Origin of the sequence: Microvirga sp. RSM25, assembly GCF_044784385.1 — a bacterium.
In the GTDB taxonomy this organism is placed as follows: domain Bacteria; phylum Pseudomonadota; class Alphaproteobacteria; order Rhizobiales; family Beijerinckiaceae; genus Microvirga; species Microvirga tunisiensis.
Window position 1 is genome coordinate 190,924 of record NZ_CP173039.1, and the last position, 22,577, is coordinate 213,500.

General features: G+C 64.3%; 24 protein-coding genes. 10 read left to right on the forward strand and 14 right to left on the reverse strand.

The window, feature by feature from the left end; translation table 11 throughout:
• Positions 1-118: 118 nt before the first annotated feature.
• Positions 119-964 carry a DMT family transporter gene (locus ACD578_RS00870; RefSeq protein WP_404290036.1) on the forward strand — a complete coding sequence of 282 codons (846 nt, stop codon included), beginning with the start codon at positions 119-121 and terminating at the stop codon, positions 962-964.
• On the opposite strand, the gene ACD578_RS00875 is transcribed toward ACD578_RS00870, so the two are convergent.
• Entirely contained in the window at positions 961-1,449 is a 489-nt protein-coding gene (locus tag ACD578_RS00875) for a PaaI family thioesterase (protein WP_152711492.1), read from the reverse strand. The two genes, ACD578_RS00870 and ACD578_RS00875, sit on opposite strands and share 4 nt — an antisense overlap.
• Before the next feature lie 59 nt (positions 1,450-1,508).
• Complete coding sequence (locus ACD578_RS00880) at positions 1,509-1,943, reverse strand: MarR family winged helix-turn-helix transcriptional regulator (protein ID WP_404290038.1); 435 nt, start codon at positions 1,941-1,943, stop codon at positions 1,509-1,511.
• A 196-nt stretch (positions 1,944-2,139) separates the two neighbouring features.
• On the opposite strand from ACD578_RS00880, the gene groES reads away from it, so the two are divergent.
• Both groES and groL read left to right on the forward strand, forming a co-directional pair.
• The gene (groES, locus tag ACD578_RS00885; protein ID WP_152711490.1) at positions 2,140-2,427 is read left to right on the forward strand and encodes a co-chaperone GroES; all 288 of its coding nucleotides are present in this window, start codon (positions 2,140-2,142) and stop codon (positions 2,425-2,427) included.
• Positions 2,428-2,483: 56 nt separating this feature from the next.
• On the forward strand, positions 2,484-4,130 hold the full coding sequence (gene groL, locus ACD578_RS00890) for a chaperonin GroEL (protein ID WP_404290040.1): 1,647 nt from the start codon (positions 2,484-2,486) through the stop codon (positions 4,128-4,130).
• 79 nt (positions 4,131-4,209) lie between these two features.
• Here the strand turns inward: groL and gstA are convergent, their stop codons facing one another.
• Positions 4,210-4,824 (reverse strand): glutathione transferase GstA, encoded by a 615-nt coding sequence (gstA, locus tag ACD578_RS00895; RefSeq protein WP_404290042.1) that lies wholly within the window; start codon positions 4,822-4,824, stop codon positions 4,210-4,212.
• 26 nt (positions 4,825-4,850) lie between these two features.
• On the reverse strand, positions 4,851-5,300 hold the full coding sequence (locus tag ACD578_RS00900) for a DoxX family protein (RefSeq protein ID WP_152711487.1): 450 nt from the start codon (positions 5,298-5,300) through the stop codon (positions 4,851-4,853).
• 122 nt (positions 5,301-5,422) lie between these two features.
• Here ACD578_RS00900 and ACD578_RS00905 point away from each other — a divergent pair, with 122 nt between their 5' ends.
• The 5 genes from ACD578_RS00905 to ACD578_RS00925 all read left to right on the forward strand — a co-directional run bounded on the left by ACD578_RS00905 (position 5,423) and on the right by ACD578_RS00925 (position 8,359).
• Positions 5,423-5,854, forward strand: a complete 432-nt coding sequence (locus ACD578_RS00905) for a MarR family winged helix-turn-helix transcriptional regulator (protein ID WP_404290044.1) — start codon at positions 5,423-5,425, stop codon at positions 5,852-5,854.
• A 99-nt stretch (positions 5,855-5,953) separates the two neighbouring features.
• Positions 5,954-6,475 (forward strand): VOC family protein, encoded by a 522-nt coding sequence (locus ACD578_RS00910; RefSeq protein ID WP_152711485.1) that lies wholly within the window; start codon positions 5,954-5,956, stop codon positions 6,473-6,475.
• A gap of 82 nt (positions 6,476-6,557) precedes the next feature.
• The gene (locus ACD578_RS00915; protein WP_404290046.1) at positions 6,558-6,944 is read left to right on the forward strand and encodes a hypothetical protein; all 387 of its coding nucleotides are present in this window, start codon (positions 6,558-6,560) and stop codon (positions 6,942-6,944) included.
• Positions 6,945-7,046: 102 nt separating this feature from the next.
• Complete coding sequence (locus ACD578_RS00920; RefSeq protein ID WP_404290047.1) at positions 7,047-7,553, forward strand: sigma-70 family RNA polymerase sigma factor; 507 nt, start codon at positions 7,047-7,049, stop codon at positions 7,551-7,553.
• A complete protein-coding gene (locus tag ACD578_RS00925; protein ID WP_404290049.1) occupies positions 7,550-8,359 on the forward strand; it encodes an anti-sigma factor family protein in 810 nt (269 codons plus the stop codon). Before ACD578_RS00920 ends, ACD578_RS00925 begins: the two co-directional genes overlap by 4 nt.
• Before the next feature lie 15 nt (positions 8,360-8,374).
• Here ACD578_RS00925 and ACD578_RS00930 read toward each other — a convergent pair whose 3' ends face one another.
• A complete protein-coding gene (locus ACD578_RS00930; protein ID WP_404290051.1) occupies positions 8,375-9,202 on the reverse strand; it encodes an aldo/keto reductase in 828 nt (275 codons plus the stop codon).
• A 149-nt stretch (positions 9,203-9,351) separates the two neighbouring features.
• Between ACD578_RS00930 and ACD578_RS00935 the strand changes: the two genes are divergently transcribed.
• Positions 9,352-10,431: a flavodoxin family protein gene (locus ACD578_RS00935; RefSeq protein WP_404290053.1), complete on the forward strand. Its 1,080-nt coding sequence runs from the start codon at positions 9,352-9,354 to the stop codon at positions 10,429-10,431.
• 51 nt (positions 10,432-10,482) lie between these two features.
• Here the strand turns inward: ACD578_RS00935 and ACD578_RS00940 are convergent, their stop codons facing one another.
• The 3 genes from ACD578_RS00940 to ACD578_RS00950 are packed head-to-tail and all read right to left on the reverse strand — an operon-like array spanning position 10,483 to position 13,052.
• Positions 10,483-11,268: a MetQ/NlpA family ABC transporter substrate-binding protein gene (locus ACD578_RS00940; RefSeq protein ID WP_404290055.1), complete on the reverse strand. Its 786-nt coding sequence runs from the start codon at positions 11,266-11,268 to the stop codon at positions 10,483-10,485.
• A 34-nt stretch (positions 11,269-11,302) separates the two neighbouring features.
• Complete coding sequence (locus tag ACD578_RS00945; protein WP_152711478.1) at positions 11,303-11,968, reverse strand: methionine ABC transporter permease; 666 nt, start codon at positions 11,966-11,968, stop codon at positions 11,303-11,305.
• On the reverse strand, positions 11,958-13,052 hold the full coding sequence (locus ACD578_RS00950) for a methionine ABC transporter ATP-binding protein (protein WP_152711477.1): 1,095 nt from the start codon (positions 13,050-13,052) through the stop codon (positions 11,958-11,960). Before ACD578_RS00950 ends, ACD578_RS00945 begins: the two co-directional genes overlap by 11 nt.
• 261 nt (positions 13,053-13,313) lie before the next feature.
• On the opposite strand from ACD578_RS00950, the gene ACD578_RS00955 reads away from it, so the two are divergent.
• On the forward strand, positions 13,314-15,410 hold the full coding sequence (locus ACD578_RS00955; RefSeq protein WP_404290058.1) for an ABC transporter ATP-binding protein/permease: 2,097 nt from the start codon (positions 13,314-13,316) through the stop codon (positions 15,408-15,410).
• Between the two features lie 218 nt (positions 15,411-15,628).
• Here the strand turns inward: ACD578_RS00955 and ACD578_RS00960 are convergent, their stop codons facing one another.
• The 6 genes from ACD578_RS00960 to ACD578_RS00985 form a co-directional block, all read right to left on the reverse strand.
• Positions 15,629-16,108 carry an META domain-containing protein gene (locus ACD578_RS00960; protein ID WP_152711475.1) on the reverse strand — a complete coding sequence of 160 codons (480 nt, stop codon included), beginning with the start codon at positions 16,106-16,108 and terminating at the stop codon, positions 15,629-15,631.
• Positions 16,109-16,249: 141 nt separating this feature from the next.
• On the reverse strand, positions 16,250-17,224 hold the full coding sequence (gene hisG / locus ACD578_RS00965) for an ATP phosphoribosyltransferase (protein WP_404290061.1): 975 nt from the start codon (positions 17,222-17,224) through the stop codon (positions 16,250-16,252).
• Positions 17,224-18,318, reverse strand: coding sequence for an ATP phosphoribosyltransferase regulatory subunit (locus tag ACD578_RS00970; RefSeq protein WP_404290063.1), 1,095 nt, complete (start codon positions 18,316-18,318; stop codon positions 17,224-17,226). Before ACD578_RS00970 ends, hisG begins: the two co-directional genes overlap by 1 nt.
• 260 nt (positions 18,319-18,578) lie before the next feature.
• A complete protein-coding gene (locus ACD578_RS00975; protein ID WP_404290065.1) occupies positions 18,579-19,043 on the reverse strand; it encodes a hypothetical protein in 465 nt (154 codons plus the stop codon).
• Positions 19,044-19,113: 70 nt separating this feature from the next.
• Entirely contained in the window at positions 19,114-20,598 is a 1,485-nt protein-coding gene (hisS, locus tag ACD578_RS00980; RefSeq protein ID WP_404290067.1) for a histidine--tRNA ligase, read from the reverse strand.
• A gap of 542 nt (positions 20,599-21,140) precedes the next feature.
• Entirely contained in the window at positions 21,141-22,490 is a 1,350-nt protein-coding gene (locus ACD578_RS00985) for an aspartate aminotransferase family protein (protein WP_404293632.1), read from the reverse strand.
• Positions 22,491-22,577 lie beyond the last annotated feature (87 nt).

Here is a 22,577-nt window from a genome sequence, read left to right on the forward strand (position 1 = left end):
GAGAGCTTTCCTGTCGATGCCCTGAAAAGAAGGATGAAGCTTCGCGGAAAGTGCTGTAAGAGCCTTTTTCCTTGACGGCGCTCATCCCGGACGCCGACCTTCACATCGTCGTGACATCATGAAATTCGGTCCCGCTTTGCGGGCGGCTGCAGGCATCGCGGTTCTGTCCATCATGGATGCGGTCATCAAGGGGATGTCCGTCTATTACCCGACCTTCCAGGTCGCCTTCCTGCGCTTTGCCTGCGGCTCGTTGGTGGTTGCGGGCGTCGTGGCCGTCCTGAAGCCCGGGTGGCCGAGCCGCGAGACCGTCGCGGCCAACGCGATCCGCTCCGTGATCGCGGTCGTCACGGCCTTGAGCTTTTTCTATGCCCTGGGGCAATTGCCCCTGGCCGAAACCCTCGTTCTGTCCTTCCTGTCGCCGATGTTCATTGCCCTGTTCGGGATGCTGATGCTGCGGGAGAAGGTCGATGCCCGGATCGTCGGCGCCATCGGCATCGGATTTCTCGGAACGCTCGTCGTTGTCCTGGGCCAGACGGAGGAGGCGGGTGCCGCCCGCTCTTGGCTGGGCGTCGGCGCGGCGCTGCTGTCGGCCATCACCTATGCGCTGAGCCTCGTGCTGCTGCGTCAGCGCGCTCAGCGGGACAAGTTCCTGCACATCGTCATCTTTCAGAACATCGGGCCGTTTCTGCTGGTCGCACCGTTCGGCATCTGGGCATGGCAGCCCCTGAACTACGCGCACCTGGCCTGGTTCATGCTGATGGGAGTGCTGGGCGTGATCGGCCATGTACTCATGGCGACCGCCTATGCCAAGGCGGAGGCCGCGCGGCTGGCCCCGCTCGAATATACCGCCCTGATCTGGGCGGTGCTGATCGGCTACGGCGTGTTCAGCGAAATCCCGACTTGGGCGACGCTCGCCGGCGGCATCCTCATCGTCGGCGCAGCGATGCTGACCTCGCGCCGTTAGGCCGCTTTGCGCGCAGCCGCATCGAAGATCATGCAGGTCTCCGTGCCATGGGCCAGAAGTCTCCCCTTCGCATCGAAGAGCTTGCCCTCGGAGGTTGCGAGCGTGCCGCCGCGATGGATCAGAACGCCCTCGCAGGTGACCTTGCCCATGTTCGGCAGGATCGGCCTGACGAAATTGAGCTTCATCTCCACCGTCGTGTAGCCCTGGCCGGCCGCCAGGGTCGTATGGACGGCGCAGGCCATGGCGCTGTCGAGGATCGCGGATGTCCAGCCGCCATGAATCGTGCCGAGCGGGTTGAAGAAGGCCTCTGTCGGCTCGCCCTCGAAGACCACCCGGCCTTCCTCCACATGGGTCATGTAGACATGGGTCGTGCGCGAGAAGGGTGGAGCCGGGTGGCGGCCGTCGAGCATGCTGCGCAGGAAGGCGAGCCCCGGCTCGGCCGTCAGAACGTCCCGCGATACGATTCCGTGAACCCGCTCAAGCATCGCCACCTCCGTCTGTGCAGATACACACTATGGCAGGCTTGGAGGCTTCGCAACGGTTCTTAAGAGGGGTAGGCGGCGTTCCGCAGGGCGCGCATGGCCTTGCGGGCCTCCTCGGCATCGGTGTCCTTCAGTTTGGCTTCCAACCGGTCTTGGGCCTTCTGCCAGAGCGGGATCGCAGCCTCCAGAATGGCTTGCCCGGCAGGCGTCAGCCTGTGGCGCAGCCCCCGGCCGTCCCCCGTTACAGGCTCGATCCAGCCATTCTCGGCCAGGACCTTCAGGTTGCGCACCAGGGTGGTTCGTTCCAAGCCCAGGCGGTCCGCCAGAACGGTTTCGGAGGCCGTCGTTCCATGGCCGATGGCTCCGAGGATGCCGAACTGGGGCAGCTTGAGGCCCAGGGGGCGCAGCGCCGCCTCGTAGGTCCGGCTCAAGAGCCGGGCCGTCATGCGGGCATGAAGGGCAAAGCAGGTCTTGCCGATGGCTTCCAGGTCGGTCATGAAACGATCATGACCCGCCCTTATGGAGCGTCAAGCCTCACTTTTTTGAAGCTGACCTTTAGGCAGGCGTCTTGACTCCCTCGTCGCATATGCCTATCTCGCGGCCAGCGTTAGCACTCGTCAACGAACAGTGCTAACAGCCAGCAGACCACGGTGCGGCCAGAGGGGCCGCGCCCATCGTCAAAGGGGAAGTTCCATGAAGTTCCGTCCGCTGCACGACCGCGTTGTCGTCCGCCGCATCGAAGCCGAAGAGAAGACGGCCGGCGGCATCATCATCCCGGACACCGCCAAGGAGAAGCCGCAAGAGGGCGAAATCGTCGCCGTCGGCCCCGGCGCCCGTGACGAGAGCGGCAAGATTGCTGCCCTCGACGTGAAGGCCGGCGACCGCGTGCTGTTCGGCAAGTGGTCCGGCACCGAGGTGCGTATCGACGGTCAGGATCTCCTGATCATGAAGGAATCCGACATCATGGGCATCGTCGGCTGATCGAGCCGCCAAGAGCCCTACTCTCAAGTTTCACAATTTAACTGGAGGCATAGCCCATGGCTGCCAAAGACGTTAAGTTTTCCTCGGACGCTCGCGACAAGATGCTCCGTGGCGTCGACATCCTCGCCGACGCGGTGAAGGTCACCCTCGGTCCCAAGGGCCGCAACGTGGTGATCGAGAAGTCCTTCGGCGCGCCGCGCATCACCAAGGACGGCGTCACCGTCGCCAAGGAGATCGAACTCGCCGACAAGTTCGAGAACATGGGCGCCCAGATGGTGCGCGAAGTGGCCTCGAAGACCAACGACATCGCTGGTGACGGCACCACGACGGCGACCGTGCTCGCCCAGGCCATCGTCCGCGAGGGCGCCAAGGCCGTGGCCGCCGGCATGAACCCGATGGATCTCAAGCGCGGCATCGACATGGCCACCGCCGAGGCCGTGAAGGACATCCAGTCCCGCGCCAAGAAGGTGAAGTCCTCCGACGAGGTCGCCCAGGTCGGCACCATCTCGGCCAACGGCGACAAGGACATCGGCGAGATGATCGCCCATGCCATGCAGAAGGTCGGCAACGAGGGTGTCATCACCGTCGAGGAAGCCAAGACCGCTGAGACCGAGCTCGATGTCGTGGAAGGCATGCAGTTCGACCGCGGCTATCTCTCGCCGTACTTCATCACCAACGCCGAGAAGATGGTGGCCGAGCTCGAGGATCCCTACATCCTCATCCACGAGAAGAAGCTCTCGTCGCTCCAGCCGATGCTGCCGATCCTCGAAGCTGTCGTTCAGACCGGCAAGCCGCTCCTCATCATCGCCGAGGACGTGGAAGGCGAGGCTCTCGCCACCCTGGTGGTCAACAAGCTGCGTGGCGGCCTGAAGATCGCCGCCGTGAAGGCTCCGGGCTTCGGCGACCGCCGCAAGGCCATGCTCGAGGACATTGCCGTTCTCACCGCCGGCCAGACGATCTCCGAAGACCTCGGCATCAAGCTCGAGACCGTTCAGCTCCCGATGCTCGGCCGCGCCAAGCGCGTCCGCATCGAGAAGGAGAACACCACGATCATCGACGGCGCCGGCCAGAAGGCCGACATTGAGGCCCGCGTTTCGCAGATCAAGGCGCAGATCGAGGAGACCACCTCGGACTACGACCGTGAGAAGCTCCAGGAGCGCCTGGCCAAGCTCGCAGGCGGCGTCGCGGTGATCCGTGTCGGCGGCGCGACCGAGGTCGAGGTGAAGGAGAAGAAGGATCGCGTCGACGACGCTCTGAACGCCACCCGCGCTGCGGTGGAAGAGGGCATCGTTCCCGGCGGCGGCACGGCTCTGCTGCGCGCCAAGGGCGCGGTTGCGAAGCTCACGACCGACAATCCGGACGTGCAGGCCGGCATCAAGATCGTGCTGCGCGCGCTTGAGGCTCCGCTCCGCCAGATCGCCGAGAACGCTGGCGTCGAGGGCTCGATCGTTGTCGGCAAGATCAACGACAACACCAAGTCCGACACTTACGGCTTCAACGCTCAGACGGAAGAGTTCGTGGACATGCTCCAGGCCGGTATCGTCGATCCGGCGAAGGTCGTGCGCACGGCTCTGCAGGACGCCGCTTCGGTGGCCGGCCTGCTCGTCACCACCGAGGCCATGGTGGCCGAGGCTCCCAAGCGCGAATCCGCTCCGGCCATGCCGGGCGGCGGCATGGGCGGCATGGGCGGCATGGACTTCTAAGTCCTGCCCGAACGGCTCTGACTTAACGAGAGGCCCCGGAGGAAACTCCGGGGCCTTTTTTATGTGCGGCCGATGAAGCTTACGCCGCCTGCTTCAGGCCTTCTGCCTCAAGAGCTTCCTGCACCTTGGGACGCGCGGCGACGCGGGTCATGAAGGCGCTCAGGTGCCTGAATGACGAGATGTCGATGGCGTGGAAGTTCGTCCAGTTCACCACCGTGAAGAGATAGGCGTCGGCAATCGTGAAGGTCTCTCCCATCAGGTAGGGCTGCTTGGCCAGAATCTCGTCGAGATAGGCGAAGCGGCTGGCGAGACGATCCTTCGTGGCAGCCTTCACGCTATCGGGCGTGGCGGGGTTCCAGAGCGGGCCGAAACCCTTGTGGATCTCGGAGCTGATGAAGGTGAGCCACTCGATCAGGCGATAGCGCTCCGTGGTGCCGTTCGCGGGCGCGAGGCCGGCGCCGGGCTTCTGGTCGGCGAGATACTGGATGATCGCCGCCGCTTCCGTGAGCATGGAGCCGTCGTTCAGGGCGATGGCGGGCACGTACCCCTTGGGGTTGATCGTGCGGAAGTTCACGCCGGTCTCGGTGAGATGCTTCGCGAGGTCCACCTTCTCGAGGGTGACCGGAAGGCCGGCCTCGCGGGCCACGATATGGGGAGCGAGCGAGCAGGCGCCGGGAGCATAATAGAGCTTCATGGGAGTGGTCCTTTTCTGTGGAAGATTCAGGCAGCGGGCTTCAGGGCAGCCTGGGCGGCAGGAAGGGGGAGGCGGGAGGAAGGCTTAAGTGCATAGGCGCCGTCGCCAAGAAGGGCCTGTGCCACCGAGAGCACGATGAGGTAAAGCGGATATTCCCATCCTCCGCCGGCGGCGGAGAAGACCCAGCCGTTGCCGGAATGAACCCAGGCGGCTCCGGCGAGGATGGGCAGGAGAGCCAGCGCCACCCAGCGGGTCTGGACGCCGAGAACCAGCAGGATCCCGCCGGCGAGCTCGGCAAGGAACGTGGCGTAGGCCAGGACAGCGGGAAGTCCGAGGGATTCGAAATACTGCGCAGTGCCTGCAAGCGTGAAGGTCATGAGCTTCAGGATAAGGCTGTGGGCAATGAACATGACGCCCAGGGAAACCCGGAGGAGAAGAACCCCATAGGCGGTGCTTGAGGAGGTGTGATGTGCCATCGGAAAACTCCATGCAGATGCATAGATATTTATATGCACTTGCATGGAAATGTCAAACATGATGCAATTGCATAGAAACAAGAGGAGCTTTGCCGTGGTGCAAGACATGCAGGAGCCGTCGGATGCGGTCACCGACGCCTGGGTCCACTTGGTCCGGGCGGGGAGAGGAGGTGGTCGGCCAGATCGAGGCGGAGCTGAGAGGCGCCGATTTTCCCAACCTGTCCTGGTACGATGTGCTCCTTCACCTGAAGCGTCGGCCCGATGGCCGCTCCTCGCCGCGGGAGATCGAGGACGCAGGGCTCTTCGAGCAATACAACCTCTCCCGCCTTCTGGACCGCATGGAGACCGAGGGGCTCGTGCGCCGCGTCCCGTACCCGGGCGACAAGCGGCGGCAACTGGTCGAGATCACGGAAGAGGGGCGATTGCTGCAGCGGCGCATGTGGGGTGTCTATGGCCCGGCCATCAACCGATCCATCGGTGAGAAGCTCACCGATGAGGAGGCCGCGCACTTGGCCGCTCTGCTCCTCAAGCTGATGCGTTCCGAGAATACCTGAAGCCCCAAGAACGATCTGGACCGACGGGCGTTCATGGAAGTAGACGGCTAAGTTCCGTTTGCCGATGAGGGACGATCCGTGAAAGCATGCTCCGCCTCAATGTCTCGCCGATTGCGCCACATCCTGCAGGCTCTGGCTCTCTTGTTCATCGGCGCTTTCCTGTTTTCGACGGGACCTTCCGTCCAGGCGCAATCGGCATCCACTCCGCGACCGAGCTCAGCTTCGATTCGGACGCCGGACTTCGACGAGAGCGTTCAGTGGTATCAGGACAAGCTGGGCTTTCGGCTGCTCGGCAGTCAGAGCCTCGTTCCCGGACGACGGGCCGTGATGGAGAGGAGCGGGTTCCTGCTCGAAATCAACGAGGCCGATCACATCCTGCCCTCGGAGCCGGATACGACTGCGACCGTTCAGGTGACCAAGGCTCCCGTCGTGAGCGTGCTCGTCCCCGATGTGGACAAGGAGATCGAGCGCCTGCGGAAGGCGGGCGTGGAGGTTCTCCAAAATCCCGAAGACGAGCTTGACGGCCGCTTTCGCACGGCCCAGATCCGCGACAACGGCCGCCATCGGATCGAGCTGCGCGAGCCTATCGACGAAAACGGCTTCAACGCGATGGGACGGTGAAGAAAATTTCCCGATGCCGGGAATAATGCCAAGCGTGGTGTGTCTTAAAGGCGTGGTCACCATCGACCTCGGGAGGACACCCATGAAGCTGTTTCTGCGTCACGCCATCCTGACCGGAGCCCTCGTCGCCGCATCCGTCGCGTTCGCGCAAACCGCAACCCCTGCGAAGGTGGCGGATACGAGCAAGGGCAAGGCTCTCGTCGACGCCAAGGGCATGACTCTCTACACCTTTGACCGCGATACGATGGGTAAGTCGGCCTGCAACGGCCAATGCGCCCAGAACTGGCCGCCGCTCATGGCGGCTGGCGGTGCCGCCGCATCGGGCGAGTGGAGCGTGGTGACCCGCGACGACGGTTCCAAGCAATGGGCCTATAAGGGCAAGCCGCTCTATCTCTGGGTCAAGGACACCAAGCCCGGCGAGGTCACGGGCGATGGCGTCAACAACGTCTGGCATATCGCTGCGCCTTAGCGCATCGCGCGAAAAGTGGTGTCCACTTTCGGGTTCGATGCTCTGGGCTTGCAGGACGAGCAGGTTCATCGTTGAATGATGCCTGATGCGTGAGAATTGACCTTGGACGAGATCGCTTCCCTTCTCGAGCCGCAGATTCCGGGCTTGCGCCGTTACGCCTGGGCCCTTCTGCGCGATTGCGAGGCGGCGGACGATCTCGTCCAGGATACTCTGGAGCGTGCGATCAGCCGCTGGAACCAGCGACGCGACGGCGATCTGAGAGCCTGGCTCTTTGCCATCCAGCGCAACTTGTTCATCAACGGCTTGCGCCGGCGCAAAGCGCGCGGCACCCGCGTGGGAGAAGAGGCCCTGAACGATGTTCCGGCGCCCGGGATGAGCCCCGAGAGCCATGCCGGTCTGCGCGACGTTCTGAAGGGGCTCGATGCCTTGCCGGAGGAGCAGCGCTCCATCCTGCTGCTGGTCGGCGTCGAGGACCTGTCCTACGAGCAGGCCGCGCAGGTGCTGGACATCCCGCTTGGCACGGTGATGTCTCGCTTAAGCCGGGCGCGTGCGCGGCTGAGAGAGTTCATGGAGACTGGACGCGGCGCCGTCTTGAGGAGAGTGAAGTGACGGGCGAGCGACCCATCGGAGAAGACGATCTGCAGGCCTTCGTCGACGGCAGGCTCTCACCGTCGCGGCTCGAGGCGGTGAGGGCGTATCTCGCCGATCATTCGGCGACGGCCGAACAGGTCGAGCGCGAGATCGAGCACCGCGAGGCCTTGCGCACACGACTCGCCTTCAAGGCTCAGGAGCCCATTCCTTCGCGCTTGCGCATTGCCAATCTCGTTGCAGCCCAACGCCGTTCTCCGCTGGTTCGTCCGGCCGCTTACGCCGCCGCATTGGCGTGGCTTGCAATCGGCGGAATCCTTGGAGCTTGGGGCGGAGTCTGGTGGGCGTCCCGCGCACAGACGCAATCGGCGGCTATAAGCGTTGCCGACAATGCCATTGCGGCGCATCGCATCTATGTCAGCGAGCGGTTGCACCCTGTGGAAGTTCCCGCCGATCAGGAGGCGCATCTCGTGCAATGGCTGTCGCGCCGTGTGGGCAAGCCGTTGACTGCCCCGAACCTCAATGCCCAGGGCTATCATCTCATCGGGGGCAGACTGCTTCCCGACAGCGGCGAGGCCGCGGCGCAATTCATGTATGAGAATGTGGGGGGCAATCGCCTCACACTCTATGCCCGCTCCGGGGGAAGCGAGGCGCAGACATCCTTCCGCTTCGAAGAGCAGGGCGGTGTGTCGGCATTCTCCTGGATCGATAAGGGATTGTCTTACGTGGTCTCCGCCAAAGCGGATCGGACCCAGCTCCTGCCGATCGCCGAAGCGATCTTCAAACAGTTCGAGGCTGCAGGCGACCCTGCGAAGGGTCACCTGTAGCATTCGTTGCAATCTTCAGCCGAAGACCGCCGGATCGGGTCCGACACGGCCGGAAGCATCATTGAGACCTTCGATCGCGCGCATATCCTCCGCATCGAGCTTGAAGTCGAACACGCTGATGTTCTCGCGCATGCGGGAGGGCGTCACGGATTTCGGAATGACGACGAGGCCGTTGTCGAGATGCCAGCGCAGGATGACCTGAGCCGGCGTCTTTCCGTACTTGCGGCCGATCGCGGCAAGGGTTTCATCGGCGATGAGGGTGCCTTGTCCAAGCGGGCTCCAGGACTCCGTGGCGATCCCGTTCTTGGCATGGAACTCGCGAAGTTCCGTCTGCTGGAGGCGGGGATGAAGCTCGATCTGGTTGACGGACGGCGTCACGCCGGTCTCGTCGATCAGCCGCTGCAGATGCTGCACCATGAAGTTCGACACACCAATGGATTTCGCACGTCCATCCTGCTTCAGCTTGATCAGCGCACGCCATGTCTCGCGATAGGCCTCGCTGCCCGCGACGGGCCAGTGGATGAGATAGAGATCGACATGATCGAGCTGGAGACGAGCCAGGCTCTCGTCGAAGGCGCGCAGCGTCTCGTCATAGCCGTGACGGTCGTTCCAAACCTTCGTGGTGATGAAGAGTTCGTCACGCGAGACCGGCGCTGCCTTGATGGCCTGTCCGACGCCTTCCTCGTTGCCGTAGATGGCCGCCGTATCAATGGAGCGGTAACCTGCCTTGATGGCCTCGCCGATAGCGCTCGCGGCTTCCTCGTTGGAGACCCGCCAGACGCCGTAGCCGAATTGCGGCATGGCGTTTCCATCGTTCAGGCGGACAGTGGGTATGGTCGACATGGACTGCTCCATTGATTGTGCGGCAGGAAGATAGAGCTCATTGGGACTAAGCAAATAGTGATCGCCCCGAGCCAGCGCCATGCCGGAACCGGCATGGCCAACCTGCGTTGCAAGCTTGGCACACCAATTCCTTGCAGCAGGAGCTCGTCTTGTCCGTTCCAGAAGCGCGGAAAGGCACGCCCGATCCGACCCTTGACGAAGGTGAGTTCCGGAAGCGATTTCTCGAGCAGTTCCAGGACCCCGCTTTCGAGGCACTGGGAGGCGAGCTTCAACGCGTCGCCGATGCTGCCTGGGATGCCTACAGCCATCACAGGAAGAGCCCTAAGACTCGCAAGGCGGGCCCAGGTTTCGCCGATCCCGAGTACGATCTCGCGGTCGATTGGATCGCCGCGAAGGAAGCGATCGACCTTGCGCAGAAGCGGCACGAGGACAGGACGGGGCCAGCCCGCTTTCTCCTCGTCTCCGCTTCGTCTCGCAGCGAACATACCTGTCCCGGCGAGATGTCCAAAAGCTATCGCCTTGTCGAGATTGCGCATCAGGTTCTTGCCAGTGCCGGCAACACCGAGGTCGAAGTGCTCGAATTGAGCCGTCTCACCGCCGAGTACGGCCGTCACATCCATCCCTGCAAGGCCTGCTTCTCGACGGCGGCCGCTTTGTGCCACTGGCCCTGCTCCTGCTATCCCAACTACTCCCTTGGCCAGACGCAGGACTGGATGAACGAGATCTATCCCCGCTGGGTCGAGGCTCACGGGGTGATGATCGTTACTCCCGTCAACTGGTATCAGGTCTCATCCCCCTTGAAGCTGATGATGGACCGGCTCGTCTGCGCCGATGGCGGCAATCCTGACCCGACCTCGACCCAGGGCAAGAAAACCGATCTCGCGAAGGGTCTCGAGCTGAAGGGCTGGGATTATCCCAAGCACCTGGAGGGCAGGCTCTTCTCCGTCATCGTCCATGGCGATACCGAAGGCGCGGGCGGCGTCCGCCGCAGCCTGTCCGACTGGCTGCGCGCCATGGACCTCGTGCCCGCCGGCGGGGCAGCGGAATTCGACCGCTATATCGGCTACTGGAAACCCTATGCCACCAGCCACGAGGAGCTCGATCAGGATCGGGCCGTGCAGGACGAAGTGCGCAACGCCGCCTGGACTTTGCTGGAAGCCGTCAAGGCCAAACGGGATGGAAAGCTGAGCGCCGCTGGAGAGAACTTGAAGGAGCCGCGGCAGAAATAAATGGAAAAGCCGGCCCTTTGGGCCGGCTTCCTGAAATCTCGGACGGAGAGCTTACCAGCTGGTGAGCACTGAGCCTTTGAACTTCTCCTCGATGAACTGCTTCACCTCGGGAGTGTGGTAGGACTCGACGAGAGCCTTCACCCACGGCTTGTCTTTGTCCTCGCTGCGTACCGCGATGAGGTTCACGTAAGGACCTTTCGGATTCTCGCGGGCGATCGGATCCTTCACCGGATCCAAACCGCCCGATGTCGCATAGTTGGTGTTGATGACTGCGGCATCGACGTCGTCGAGCACGCGCGGTCCCTGGGCAGCTTCGATCTCGACGAATTTCAGCTTCTTGGTGTTCTCTGTGACGTCGAGAGGCGTCGGCTTGTAGCCTACACCGTCCTTCAGCTTGATGAGGCCCTTGTCCTGCAGAAGAATGAGCGCACGGCCGCCATTGGTCGGGTCGTTCGGGATCGAGATCGTCGCACCGCTCGGCAGCGCCTCGAGGCTCTTGTGCTTCTTCGAGTAGATGCCGATCGGGAAATTCACGGTGAGCGCGACGCTCTCGATCTTGAAACCGCGGTCGGCGACCTGATTGTCGAGATAGGGCTGGTTCTGGAACGAGTTCGCCTCGATGTCGCCGCCGGCCAGAGCCGTATTCGGCACCACGTAGTCAGAGAACTCGACGATCTTGAGGTCGAGCCCCTTCTTGGCGGCGATCGGCTTCACGGCTTCGAGGATCTGCGCGTGCGGGCCGGGCGTGGCGCCGATGCGGACGGTCTGCGTCTGCGCGAGTGCGGGCAGGGCAGCGAACGAGAGGAGGGCGGCGAGGCCCAGTTTCTTCAGGGACATGTTGGTACTCCTTGTACGATATTTTCTTGAAGGGTTAGGCGTGACGGATGCGCTTGTTGAGGCTGCGTGCAAGGCGGTCGCCGATGCTCTGCACCGCCTGAACGAGAACGATGAGGACGACCACGACGGCGAGCATCATTTCGGGCATGAAGCGCTGGTAGCCGTAGCGAATGCCAAGATCGCCGAGGCCGCCGCCGCCGACTGCGCCCACCATGGCCGAGAAGCCGAGGAGCGAAACGATGGCGAGCGTCAGGCCGAGAACGATGCCGGGCAGGGCTTCCGGGATCAGCACCTTGCCGACGATCTGCAGCGGGCTTGCGCCGAAGGCGCGCGCGGCCTCGATCAGTCCCTGGTCCACCTCGCGGATCGCGCCTTCGATGAGACGCGCGATGAAAGGCGTGGCAGCGATCGTCAGCGGCACGATGGCGGCGTTGGTGCCGATGGACGTGCCGGCGATCAGACGCGTGAAGGGAATGATCGCCACGACGAGAATGATGAACGGCGTCGAGCGCGTGGCGTTGACGACGACGCCGAGCACGCGATTGACCCAGGGCGCGGCAAAGAGCTCGCCCTTGCCGGACGTGGCGAGAAACACGCCGAGCGGCAGGCCGAAGGCCGTTGCGATCAGCGCCGCGACCGCGACCATGTAGAGGGTTTCGCCAGTGGAGTTGGCGATGAGGCGGATCATCTCAGGCGACATGGCCGAGGACCTCCGTGTCGAGACCGTGCTTGTTCAGGAAATCGAGTGTAGTGGCGAGGAACTGCTCCGGCACGCCGACGACGAGGGTGCCGAAGGGGCGGCCTGCGATTTCGTCCACCGAGCCCGACAGGATGTTGGTCTCGATGTTGAGATCGCGCGCGAGCCGCGCGAGAACCGGATCGGTCGCATGCGGACCGCGGAAGCCGATCCGGATGACCGCCTGGCTGCCGGGCGTCGCCTCGGGCCGAAGCCTGCTCTGCACATAGGGCGGCAGCGCGCGGCCGGACTCGTCGGCCAGGAAGGAGCGGGTGACTTCGTGCTGCGGGCGGGTGAAGACCTCGAACACGTCGCCCTGCTCGACGATGCGTCCGCCTTCGATCACCGCGACCTCGCGGGCGATGTTGCGGATCACCGCCATCTCGTGGGTGATGAGCAGGATGGTCAGGCCGAGCTCGTCGTTGATGCGCCCGAGCAGGTCGAGGATCGAACGGGTGGTTTCCGGGTCGAGGGCTGAAGTTGCCTCGTCCGACAGGAGAACCTTGGGCTTGGTGGCGAGCGCACGGGCGATGCCGACGCGCTGCTTCTGGCCGCCGGAGAGCTCGGACGGATAGCGGTTGCGCTTGTCCGAGAGGCCGACGAGGGCCAGCAGCTCCTCGACGCGGGTCTTGATCTCGGCCTTGTCATAGCCCGCGACCTCGAGCGGCAGGGCAATGTTCTGAGCCGCCGTGCGCGAGGAGAGCAGATTGAAGTGCTGGAAGATCATGCCGATGGAGCGGCGGGCATGGCGAAGGGCGGCCTCGGGAAGGGCCGCGATATCGGCGCCGTCAACGATCACCTTGCCGGAAGTAGGCTTTTCGAGTCCGTTCACCAGCCGGATCAGGGTCGATTTGCCCGCGCCGGAACGGCCGATCACGCCGAGGATGGAGCCCTGGGGTACGGCGAGGTTGATCTCCTGCAGCGCGGTCACGGGCTGGCCGTCACGGCCGGGGAAGGTCTTCGACGCCTTTTCCAGGCGCACGATGGGCTCCGCCGGGATCAGGCGCTGGGCAGTCTGCTCGCCGAGATATCCAAGAGGGGCGTTCATGGGGTCGCCTTTTCCAGTGACGTGGGGATGTCGAAATGACACATGAAACATCCCGTTCTCTAAGTCAACCTTTTCGTTCTTTAAACAGGACAATCTGTTTTGTCGAACGTGATAGGCCAATAACCGCCTATTGCTCTTCTCACAAGGCTGCTATCGCTTGTGCCGGAAGGAAGTTCCTCCTTTCTTTCGCCACAAGCACGATTGATCCGGCTTCTCCAGGTTTCTATGGAGCCGAGAACGGGATCTCGGCAGGAGATATGTATGATCAAGGCGAGCATTGCGCTGGCACTCATAGGTCTGGGCGTCCTGGTGGCTTCCCTGTCCGGGGCGGCTGCGGTTCCGTTCTACCTGCCCCTCTCGACCCTGGCCCTCGCCGGGATCGTGTTCGTCGGACGGGATATTCCCAAGTTCCTGCGCATCTTCGTTGTGATGCTGTCGGCGACCCACCTTGTGCTTGTGGCTCTTGTCCTCGGTGCAGCCGCAGGGGTGATCACGGGCGACTACACGGGATATGTTCCGCCGCCGTCTGCCGCGCTTGGCGCGACGGGCTTCGGTGCCATCATTTATGGCCTGTCCTACGTTCCCGTCGTCCGCACCATCTGCCGCATCACCGATCTTTATCTCGCCTCCCAGGCCGATAGCGTCATCCGCATCCCTTTCATCGGTCTCGTGCGGGCTCGCGAAGGTGTCATCGGCACCTGGATGATCGGAATTCTCATCGCGATCAACCTCGCTCAGGTCGCGCTCAACGTCCGTCTCAGCTTCTTTTCGCGCGATATGTTCAATGCGCTCGAGGCCAAGGATGCCGCGGCCTTCTGGTATCAGCTCTTCGTCATCTTCACGCCTTTGGCAGCCGTGTTCGTGGCCATCGCGCTGACCGAGGTGCTGCTGCAGAACGTGCTCACCATCCGCTGGCGTGCCTTTCTCAACACCTATTACCTGCGCGAGTGGCTCGGCGACGGGACGCATTACCGGATGCAGATCATGGGCCGTGGCGCGGACAATCCGGACCAGCGTATCTCGGAAGACCTGCGCAAGTTCGTCGAGAGCACTTATTCCCTGTCCGTCGGCCTGATGAACCAGGCCGCGACCCTCGTCTCCTTCGTGGCCATCCTCTGGACCATCTCGGCCGGCTTCACCTTTCCGGGGACGAGTGTGGAGATACCGGGTCTGCTGGTGTGGGTCTGCGCAGGGTACGCCATTCTCGGCACGTGGGTGACGCACCTCATCGGTCGACCGCTGATCGCTCTGAACTTCGAGCAGGAGCGTGTGGAGGCGAACTACCGCTTCTCCCTGGCACGCCTGCGCGAATACGCGGAGCAGGTCGCACTTCTCTCCGGCGAGTCGGCCGAGCGGGAAGGCCTTGGACGACGGTTCGGACAGATCGTCGACAATTACATGCGGATCGTGTTCCGCCTCATCAAGCTCAACACCTTCACCTCGGCCTATTTCCAGGCCAACGTGGTGGTGCCTTACATCCTGACCGCGCCCTACTACTTCGTCGGCAAGATCTCCCTGGGCCAGATGCAGCAGGTGGTGGGCGCGTTCTCACGGGTGGAGTCGGCGCTGACTTACTTCATCACGATCTATACGACGCTTGCCGACTACAAGGCCGTGCTCGACCGTCTCACCACGTTCGAGGGCGCGATTGCGTCCGCTCAGCGCGTCGGTGGCGATAGCAAGCTGGCGATCACTCCGAAGGTAGGCCGTGAGCTGCACCTGGAGGATCTCGACGTGCGACTGCCCGATGGGAGCGCCCTGCTGCACACGGACGAGCTTGATTTCCGCCCGGGCGAGCGCACCCTGATGACGGGTCCATCGGGCTCGGGCAAATCGACCCTCTTCCGTGCCATCGCGGGCATCTGGCCCTTCGGCGAAGGGCAGATCCAGGTGCCGGAGGGGCAAAGCATGATGCTCCTTCCGCAACGCCCCTACATTCCGATCGGGACGCTGCGCGATGCCGTGACCTATCCGAGCAAGGTCGATGCCTACACGGATTCCGAGATGGCGGAAGCCCTGCGCACCGCCAAGCTCCCGCAGATCGCGGACCGGCTCGACGAGGAGCGCAACTGGGGACAGACCCTGTCGCTCGGCGAGCAGCAGCGCCTCGCGGTCGCCCGCGCACTTCTCGCCAAGCCCGACTGGCTGTTCCTGGATGAGGCGACGGCCGCCCTGGACGAGCCCACGGAGGCGGAGATCTACCGCATCATCAGGGAGAAGCTGCCGAACACGACGGTCGTCTCCATCGGTCACCGCTCGACGCTCGCCGCCTATCACGACCGGCGCATCGACATGAAGAAGACCGAAGGCGGCCTCTCGACCCCTGTCGACCTGCGGCAGGCCGAGCCCGCGGAGTAAGCCTCTCCAATACTTTCGTCATGCCCGGCACAAGGCCGGGCATGACGGTATGGGATCATCCTCAGGCCAAGCCGAAGGCGAGGGGAGGGATTCACCCACGCGCACTGAGCTGAGGGATTCCTTCCCCTGGGATGGCTGCGCCATCTCCGGCCGGCAATGACCAGGACAACGAAAAAGGCCGGCGTGAAGCCGGCCTTCGTTCGAATAGAGCGAATGCCTCAGAGCGACCGTTCGAAGCGCAGTTCGCCGCCGTTCTGGGTGCGGATGATCAGGTTGCGGCCCTGGATGTCCCACTTGCCGGAGGAGCGGAGCGCCACGAGGAAGGCCTGTTCGATGGCCATAGTGGTCTTGTCGCAGCTCTTCTTCGTCAGGGCGAAGGGGCCGACTGCCAGACTCTGCTCGCGCAGGGGATAGGCGGCGGTCGCATAGGTGTTGCAGCCGCTGAAACCCGTGGCTCGGAGCTGATCGTCGAGCTTGAAGCTCGGGCGGTCGCCGGAGAAGGGCTTGCCGTTCAGGCTGACGGCCACCCAAGAGGAGTTCAGCGGGAAGATCTTGCCTCCCTCGCCCGGCTGCGGAACCTTGTTGTCCACCTGGCGGGTCGGGCCGACCGGCCGGCCGAGCGTCGCGGCTGTCTGGGCGTGAGCCATGGAGACGGTAGCGAGGGCCGCCAAGAATGTCGCAAGTCGAAGGGCGTTCATCGGAACCTCTTCATCGAAAAAACGCAGGGACCATAAGGGGCCTTGAGCATTGAGGCAACGCCCAAGGTGATGTTGTCTTGTCTCTCACGTAATGGAACGCACGAAACCTGAAGTCTTCGTGAAAGAGGCTGCAGGATCATGCTATCCAATCCGCCGCAGGAGCCGCTCGGTGAGAGCATTGGTGGGGCGAAACAGATAGTCGAAAGCGCGGACCGTGATGTCCTGCGCACCGATGCCCTGCAGGGCCGCCACGATCTCGAACACCGTCGCTGCCCGGCAATGCAGCACGACCTCTCGGCCCAGAGCATTGCCATAGGGGAGCGCGGCGCCGTGGCCCTTCGCCAGCGACACGAGCGCGGAGGCCCGGGCCGGATCGAGCGCCGCCCGCACCTCGCGGCTCGTGCGTGCCTCTTCCTCGGCGGCGATGCGGGTCAGCACGGCGGTCGCGGCAGCCCGCGCCCGATCCGTCCAGGGAGCGCGGGCCGAAGCCACGAGGTTGGCCTCGGAGCGCAGCATGATGCCATCGTCGAGGATCTTCAGCGCGTTGGCCGCAAGCGTCGCGCCGGTTGTGGTGATGTCGACGATGAGCTCCGCCGAGCCCGCGCCCGGCGCGCCCTCGGTGGCGCCCAGGCTCTCGACGATCCGGTAATCCGCCACGCCCTGCTCGGCAAAGAAACGGCGGGTGAGGTTCACGTATTTGGTCGCGACCCGCATCTTGTAGCCGTGACGGGCGCGAAGATCGGCCGCCACCTCGTCGAGATCGGCCATGGTGCGCACGTCGATCCAGGCCTGCGGCACGGCGACGACCACATTGGCATGGCCGAAGCCGAGCGGGGTCAGCATCTCCACGGCCTCGTCCGCATCCGCGATCTGCTCGCGGATCAGATCCTCGCCGGTGATGCCGAGATGGGCCATGCCGCTGGCGAGCTGGCTCACGATCTCGGAGGCCGAGAGGAAGGCGACCTCCACGTCGGGTACGCCGGCGAGCGTGCCGCGATAGTCGCGCGCGCCGCGGGACTGGGTAAAGACAAGGCCGGCACGGGCGAAGAACGCAGCCGCGTTCTCCTGCAGGCGCCCTTTGGAAGGGACGGCCAGAATGAGAGGAGAATCGGTCATCAGGGCCTCCCCACGATGCGGTCGAGCCAGAAGGAGCAGCCGACCGCCGGGATCGGAGCCTCGGCGCCGAGATGCTCGAGCAGGCGGTCATAGCGTCCACCGCCCACGATGGGCTTGCCGTCGCTGCGGCGGGGGTCCTGCACCTCGAAGATGAAGCCCGTGTAGTAGTCGAGATTGCGGGCGAAGGTGGCGGCGAACGAGAAGGCGCTCACATCGAGGCCTCGGGCCGCCATGAAGCCGGTGCGCTCCTCGAAGGTGGCGAGCGCCCCGTTGAGGTCGAGCCCCGCATCCTTGGCGAGGGTCCGGACCGCATGGGCCGCCTGGTCCGGATCGCCGGCGATCGTGAGATAGCGCTCCAGGACCTGCCGCGCTTCGTCGGACAGGCCGGTGCGGTTCGCCGCGCGGGCCAGGAAGCGCTCGGCGATCTCGCCCGCGCTGCGCCCACCGACGCGGGCGATGCCGGCAATCGACAGGATGTCTTCCACGAAGGCTTTGGCGGCCTGGGGCGCCTGGCCCTCGATGGCGGCGAGCAGGCCTGCATGCTCTTGGGCACCCGGCCCCTCGGGCTCGGCGAGGCTGGCCAATCCCTGGCCCGACACGATGGCCCGGATCACGCGCCGCTTGGCGGCGGGCGCGATGCCCAGGGCATCGATCAGGGCGTGGAGAAGGCCCATGTCGCCCAGCTTCACGATGGGGGCGGGGCCGTCGATCTGCTTGAGGCCGTCCAGGGCGAGGGCGAGGATCTCCGCATCGACAGCCGAGACATCGGTCCGGCCGATGGATTCAAGGCCCGCCTGCAGGAACTCGCCGCTCTCGCCTGCACGCATCCGGAAGACGGGGCCGCCATAGGAATAGCCGGAGGGCTGGGCGCCATGCCGGGAGAGGTGCTGGAGGCAGGCGGGGATCGTGTATTCGGGCCTGAGGCACAGTTCCGTGCCCGAGGCATCCTGGGTCACGAACATACGGCGCCGGATATCCTCGCCGGAGAGGTCGATGAACACGTCCGCAGGCTGAAGTACCGGCGGCTCGATCCGCGCATAGCCCTCGCGCTCGAAAAGCGCGATCAGCGCAACAATGGCATCCGTCTCCGTCACTGGCCTTGCCCAATCCTTGTGTCGGCATGCTCTCTAGCAATGCCCGGCCAGGAAGGCGATTGTTTTTGACGGGAAGGGTGAATGGGGCGGGAAAGTGCGTCGTTCCGGGGCTGCGAAGCAGAACCCGGAACTCATGGATACTTGGTTGGAGGAAAGAGCGGTGGTGTAACCGCTGCATCGATCCGTAGGCCGGCAGCAATTATGGGTCCCGGGTTCGCGCCAAAGGCGCGCCCCCGAATGACGGCGTGGCGATGAGAAACTCAGGGCTTCTCGGCCGTTTCGCTCTTCGCGCTCTTTGCCCTGGTCGTCTTCCGCTTGCTGTGATCGCTGGAGCGTTGGACGTACTTGACCTTCTTGGGCTCGGACTTGGCGCCGCTCTCGGCCTCTCCTTCGCCCAGGAGGCTGGGGGGCAGGAAATGGCGGGCGGCTTCCGTCACGACGCCGGCGACGGCGCCTGCAGCCGTCTGGGTCAGGTCGGCGCCCTGTGCGCCCGTATTGGCCAGGGCGGAGCCTGCCTTCTTGGCCGTGCGGGTCTTGGTGAGGGCGGCAGCGGCAGCGCCGGCGGCGGCGATCAGGGCATCCGCGAGGATCTCACGACCGAGGTCCGTGTTGATCAAGTCCATAAGGCCGGACCTCTTCGCCGATTTCGCCAGCTTCGTACCGGAGCCCTTGCCCGAACCCTTCTTCGATTTCGCAGTGCTCTTCTTGTCCTTATCCTTCGGCATATTCATCTCCTGATGGTCAAGCTTGGGAGATAACCCCTATGAAACCATAGGGGTTCCCGAAAGGCCAAGCTTATCCGAAGTGGCGGCCCAGGACCTCGCGCACCGCCTTGACGAGATCCGGTTCAGAAACGGAAAACTGCGCCGGACGCGCAGCCTTCCACTCCTCGTTGGACGCGATGGCCTGGGCCGCCTTGGCGCCTTCGATCAGGTCCTTGATCTCGACCTCGCCGCGCTCGCGCTCGTTGGATCCCTGGATCACGACGCAGGGGCTCTGCCGCCGGTCGGCATATTTCATCTGCGCCTTCATGCCCGACGAGCCGAGATAGAGCTCGGCGCGGATGCCGGCTTGGCGCAGGGTGAAAACCATGCGCTGGTAGGCGGCGATCTGGTCCTTATCCATGACGAGCACGACCACCGGACCGGGCTTTTCTGCCCCGGCGACGATGGGGCTCTTGACCATCTGCAGGGCCGAGAGAAGACGCGAGACGCCGATGGAGAAACCGGTGGCCGGAACCGGCTCGGAGCGGAAGCGGCCCACGAGGCCGTCATAGCGCCCGCCGCCTCCCACAGAGCCGAATCGGACGGGACGCCCGTCCTCGTCCTGGACCTGGAAGGTCAACTCGGCCTCATAGACGGGGCCCGTGTAATATTCGAGACCGCGCACCACGGACGGATCGATGGTCACGCGATCCTCGTAGCCCGAGGAAGCGACGAGCGATGCGATCTCCGCGAGCTCGTTCACGCCCTCGACGCCGCGGGCGGACGAGCCCACGACCCTGCGCAGATTCTCGACCGTCGCCGCATTGTTCGCGCCCTTGGCATCCGTGAAGGCGAGCACGCGCGCGATGGCATCGGGCACGAGGCCCGCGCCCTTGGTGAAATCGCCGCTCTCGTCCTTGCGGCCCGCGCCGAGGAGCTGGCTTACGCCCTCGGGACCGAGGCGATCGAGCTTGTCGATGGCACGAAGAACCGTCAGGCGCTGATCGGCCTTGTCCTCGCCGCCGAGACCGATGGCTTCGAGCACGCCGTCGAGAACCTTGCGATTGTTGATCTTGATGATGAAGTCGCCGCGCTTGAGGCCGAGCCTCTCCATCGTGTCGGCGGCCATCATGCAGATTTCCGCATCAGCCGCGACGGAGGCGGCGCCCACCGTATCGGCGTCGAACTGCATGAACTGGCGGAAGCGGCCGGGGCCCGGCTTCTCGTTTCGGAACACCCAGCCGACCCGGTAGCTGCGATAGGGCTTCGGCAGGGCATCGAAGTTCTCGGCCACGTAACGGGCGAGCGGCGCAGTCAGGTCGTAGCGCAGGGACAGCCACTGCTCGTCGTCGTCCTGGAACGAGAACACGCCCTCGTTGGGACGGTCCTGGTCGGGCAGGAATTTGCCCAGCGAGTCGGTGTACTCGACGAAGGGCGTCTCGACACCCTCGAAGCCGTAGAGCTCATAGGAGTCGCGGATCGCCGCGAGCATGCGCTCGGTGGCGGCGAGGTCGGCGGGAGTACGGTCGGCAAAGCCGCGCGGGGCGCGGGCCTTGATCTTGTCGGCCTTGGACATGGTTTTTACAGCAGCCGTTGGATTGGAAAAACGTGCTGCGGTCCTACTCCCTGCGGCGGGGAGGGGCAAGGCTTGTTGCCATATCGGCAACGTTCGCCGTTCGGCCCTCGCGCCCTCCGACTGCACCCTCAGCCGTCATCGCCGGCCTTGTGCCGGTGACCTCGATGGATAGCCGGCGCCTAGTTCCGCTTGCGATTTCATTTGGCCCTCGCGTTCCCCAGCGTCATCGCCGGCCTTGTGCCGGTGATCCCGATGGTCTGAAGTACCGAGCCTCACCGGATCGGGATGGCCGGCACAAGGCCGGCCATGACGGGAGAGGGTGTCCAGGGCGGTGATCCCGTTCGTCTCGCACGGCCTCATCCTAAGGAGCAGCCGTGAGGCTGCGTCTCGAAGGAGGGTCCGGAAGAGCACTGAACTCCTCCTTCGAGACGCCGCTTGCAGCGGCTCCTCAGGATGAGGGCGATGAGTCTGAAAGCGGGATGGCCCGGACCGATCCCCGGATCGAGCCCGGGGACGGCCATGGCGAGGGAGAATGTGGAGCGTTACGCCACTGTCTTGATCACCTTGGTCAGCTTCTCGACGATCTCGCCGATCTGCTCCTCGGTGATGATGAGCGGCGGGGAGAGGGCGATGGTGTCGCCGGTGACGCGCATCATCAGGCCGAAATCCTGGAAGGCCCGGTCCATGGCCTCGTAGGCGCGCTTGCCCACGCCGTCGGGACGCGAGGCGAGGTCGATGGCGGCCACGATCCCGATGGTGCGGATGTCGAGCACGTTCGGCAGGTCCTTCAGCGAATGGATCGCGTCGGCCCAGACCGGCTCCAGGGTTTTGGCCCGCTCGAACAGCTTCTCGTCGCGGTAGATGTCCTGGGTGGCGAGCGCCGCCGCGCAGGCGAGCGGGTGGCCGGAATAGGTGTAGCCGTGGAACAGCTCGATCATGTGCTCGGGGCCGTTCATGAAGGTGTCGTAGAGGCCCTCGCGCACCAGCACGCCGCCCATGGGCACGGTGCCGGAATTCACGCCCTTGGCGAAGGTGATCATGTCGGGCACCACGCCGTAGCGCTCGGCGGCAAACGCCGTGCCGAGGCGGCCGAAGCCCGAGATGACCTCGTCGAAGATGAGCAGGATGCCGTGCTTGTCGCAGATCTCGCGCAGGCGCTTGAGATAGCCCTGCGGCGGCGGCAGCACGCCGGTGGAGCCTGCCATCGGCTCGACGATCACGGCCGCGATGGTCGAGGCGTCGTGGAGCGTCACGATGCGCTCCAGCTCGTCGGCGAGATGCGCGCCCCATTCCGGCTCGCCCCGGGAGAAGGCCTGCTCGGCCCGGTTGTAGGTGTGGGGCAGGTGGTCGACGCCCGCCAGCAGCGAGCCGAAGAACTGGCGGTTCTTGACGATGCCGCCGACCGAGATGCCGCCGAAGCCGACACCGTGATAGCCGCGCTCGCGGCCGATGAGCCGCGTCTTGCTGCCCTGGCCCTTCACGTTCCAATAGGCGAGAGCGACCTTGAGGGCCGTGTCCACCGCCTCGGAGCCGGAATTGCAGAAGAAGACGTGGTTCAGGTCGCCCGGCGCGAGCTGGGCGAGGCGCGAAGCGAGGGCGAAGCCGCCCGCATGGCCGAACTGGAAGGCGGGCGAGTAGTCGAGCTCCTGCGCCTGAGCCTGGATCGCCTGCGTGATCTCGTCCCGGTTATGACCGGCATTGCAGCACCAGAGGCCGGCGGCGCCGTCGATCACCTCCCGACCGTCCGGGGTGTAGTAGTACATGCCCTTGGCGCGGGCGATCATCCGGGGGCGCTGCTTGAAGGAACGGTTGGCCGTGAACGGAAGCCACCAGGCATCCAGGTCGTTGGGTGCAATGAGGTCGTTGGCGGCTCTGGAGGTTTGGGCGGTCATCATGGTCCCCGAAAATGGCTGGCGGAAGGGAACCTAAAGCATCGGCCCCGAAAGTGGAATCCACTTTCGGGGCCGATGCTACTTTCC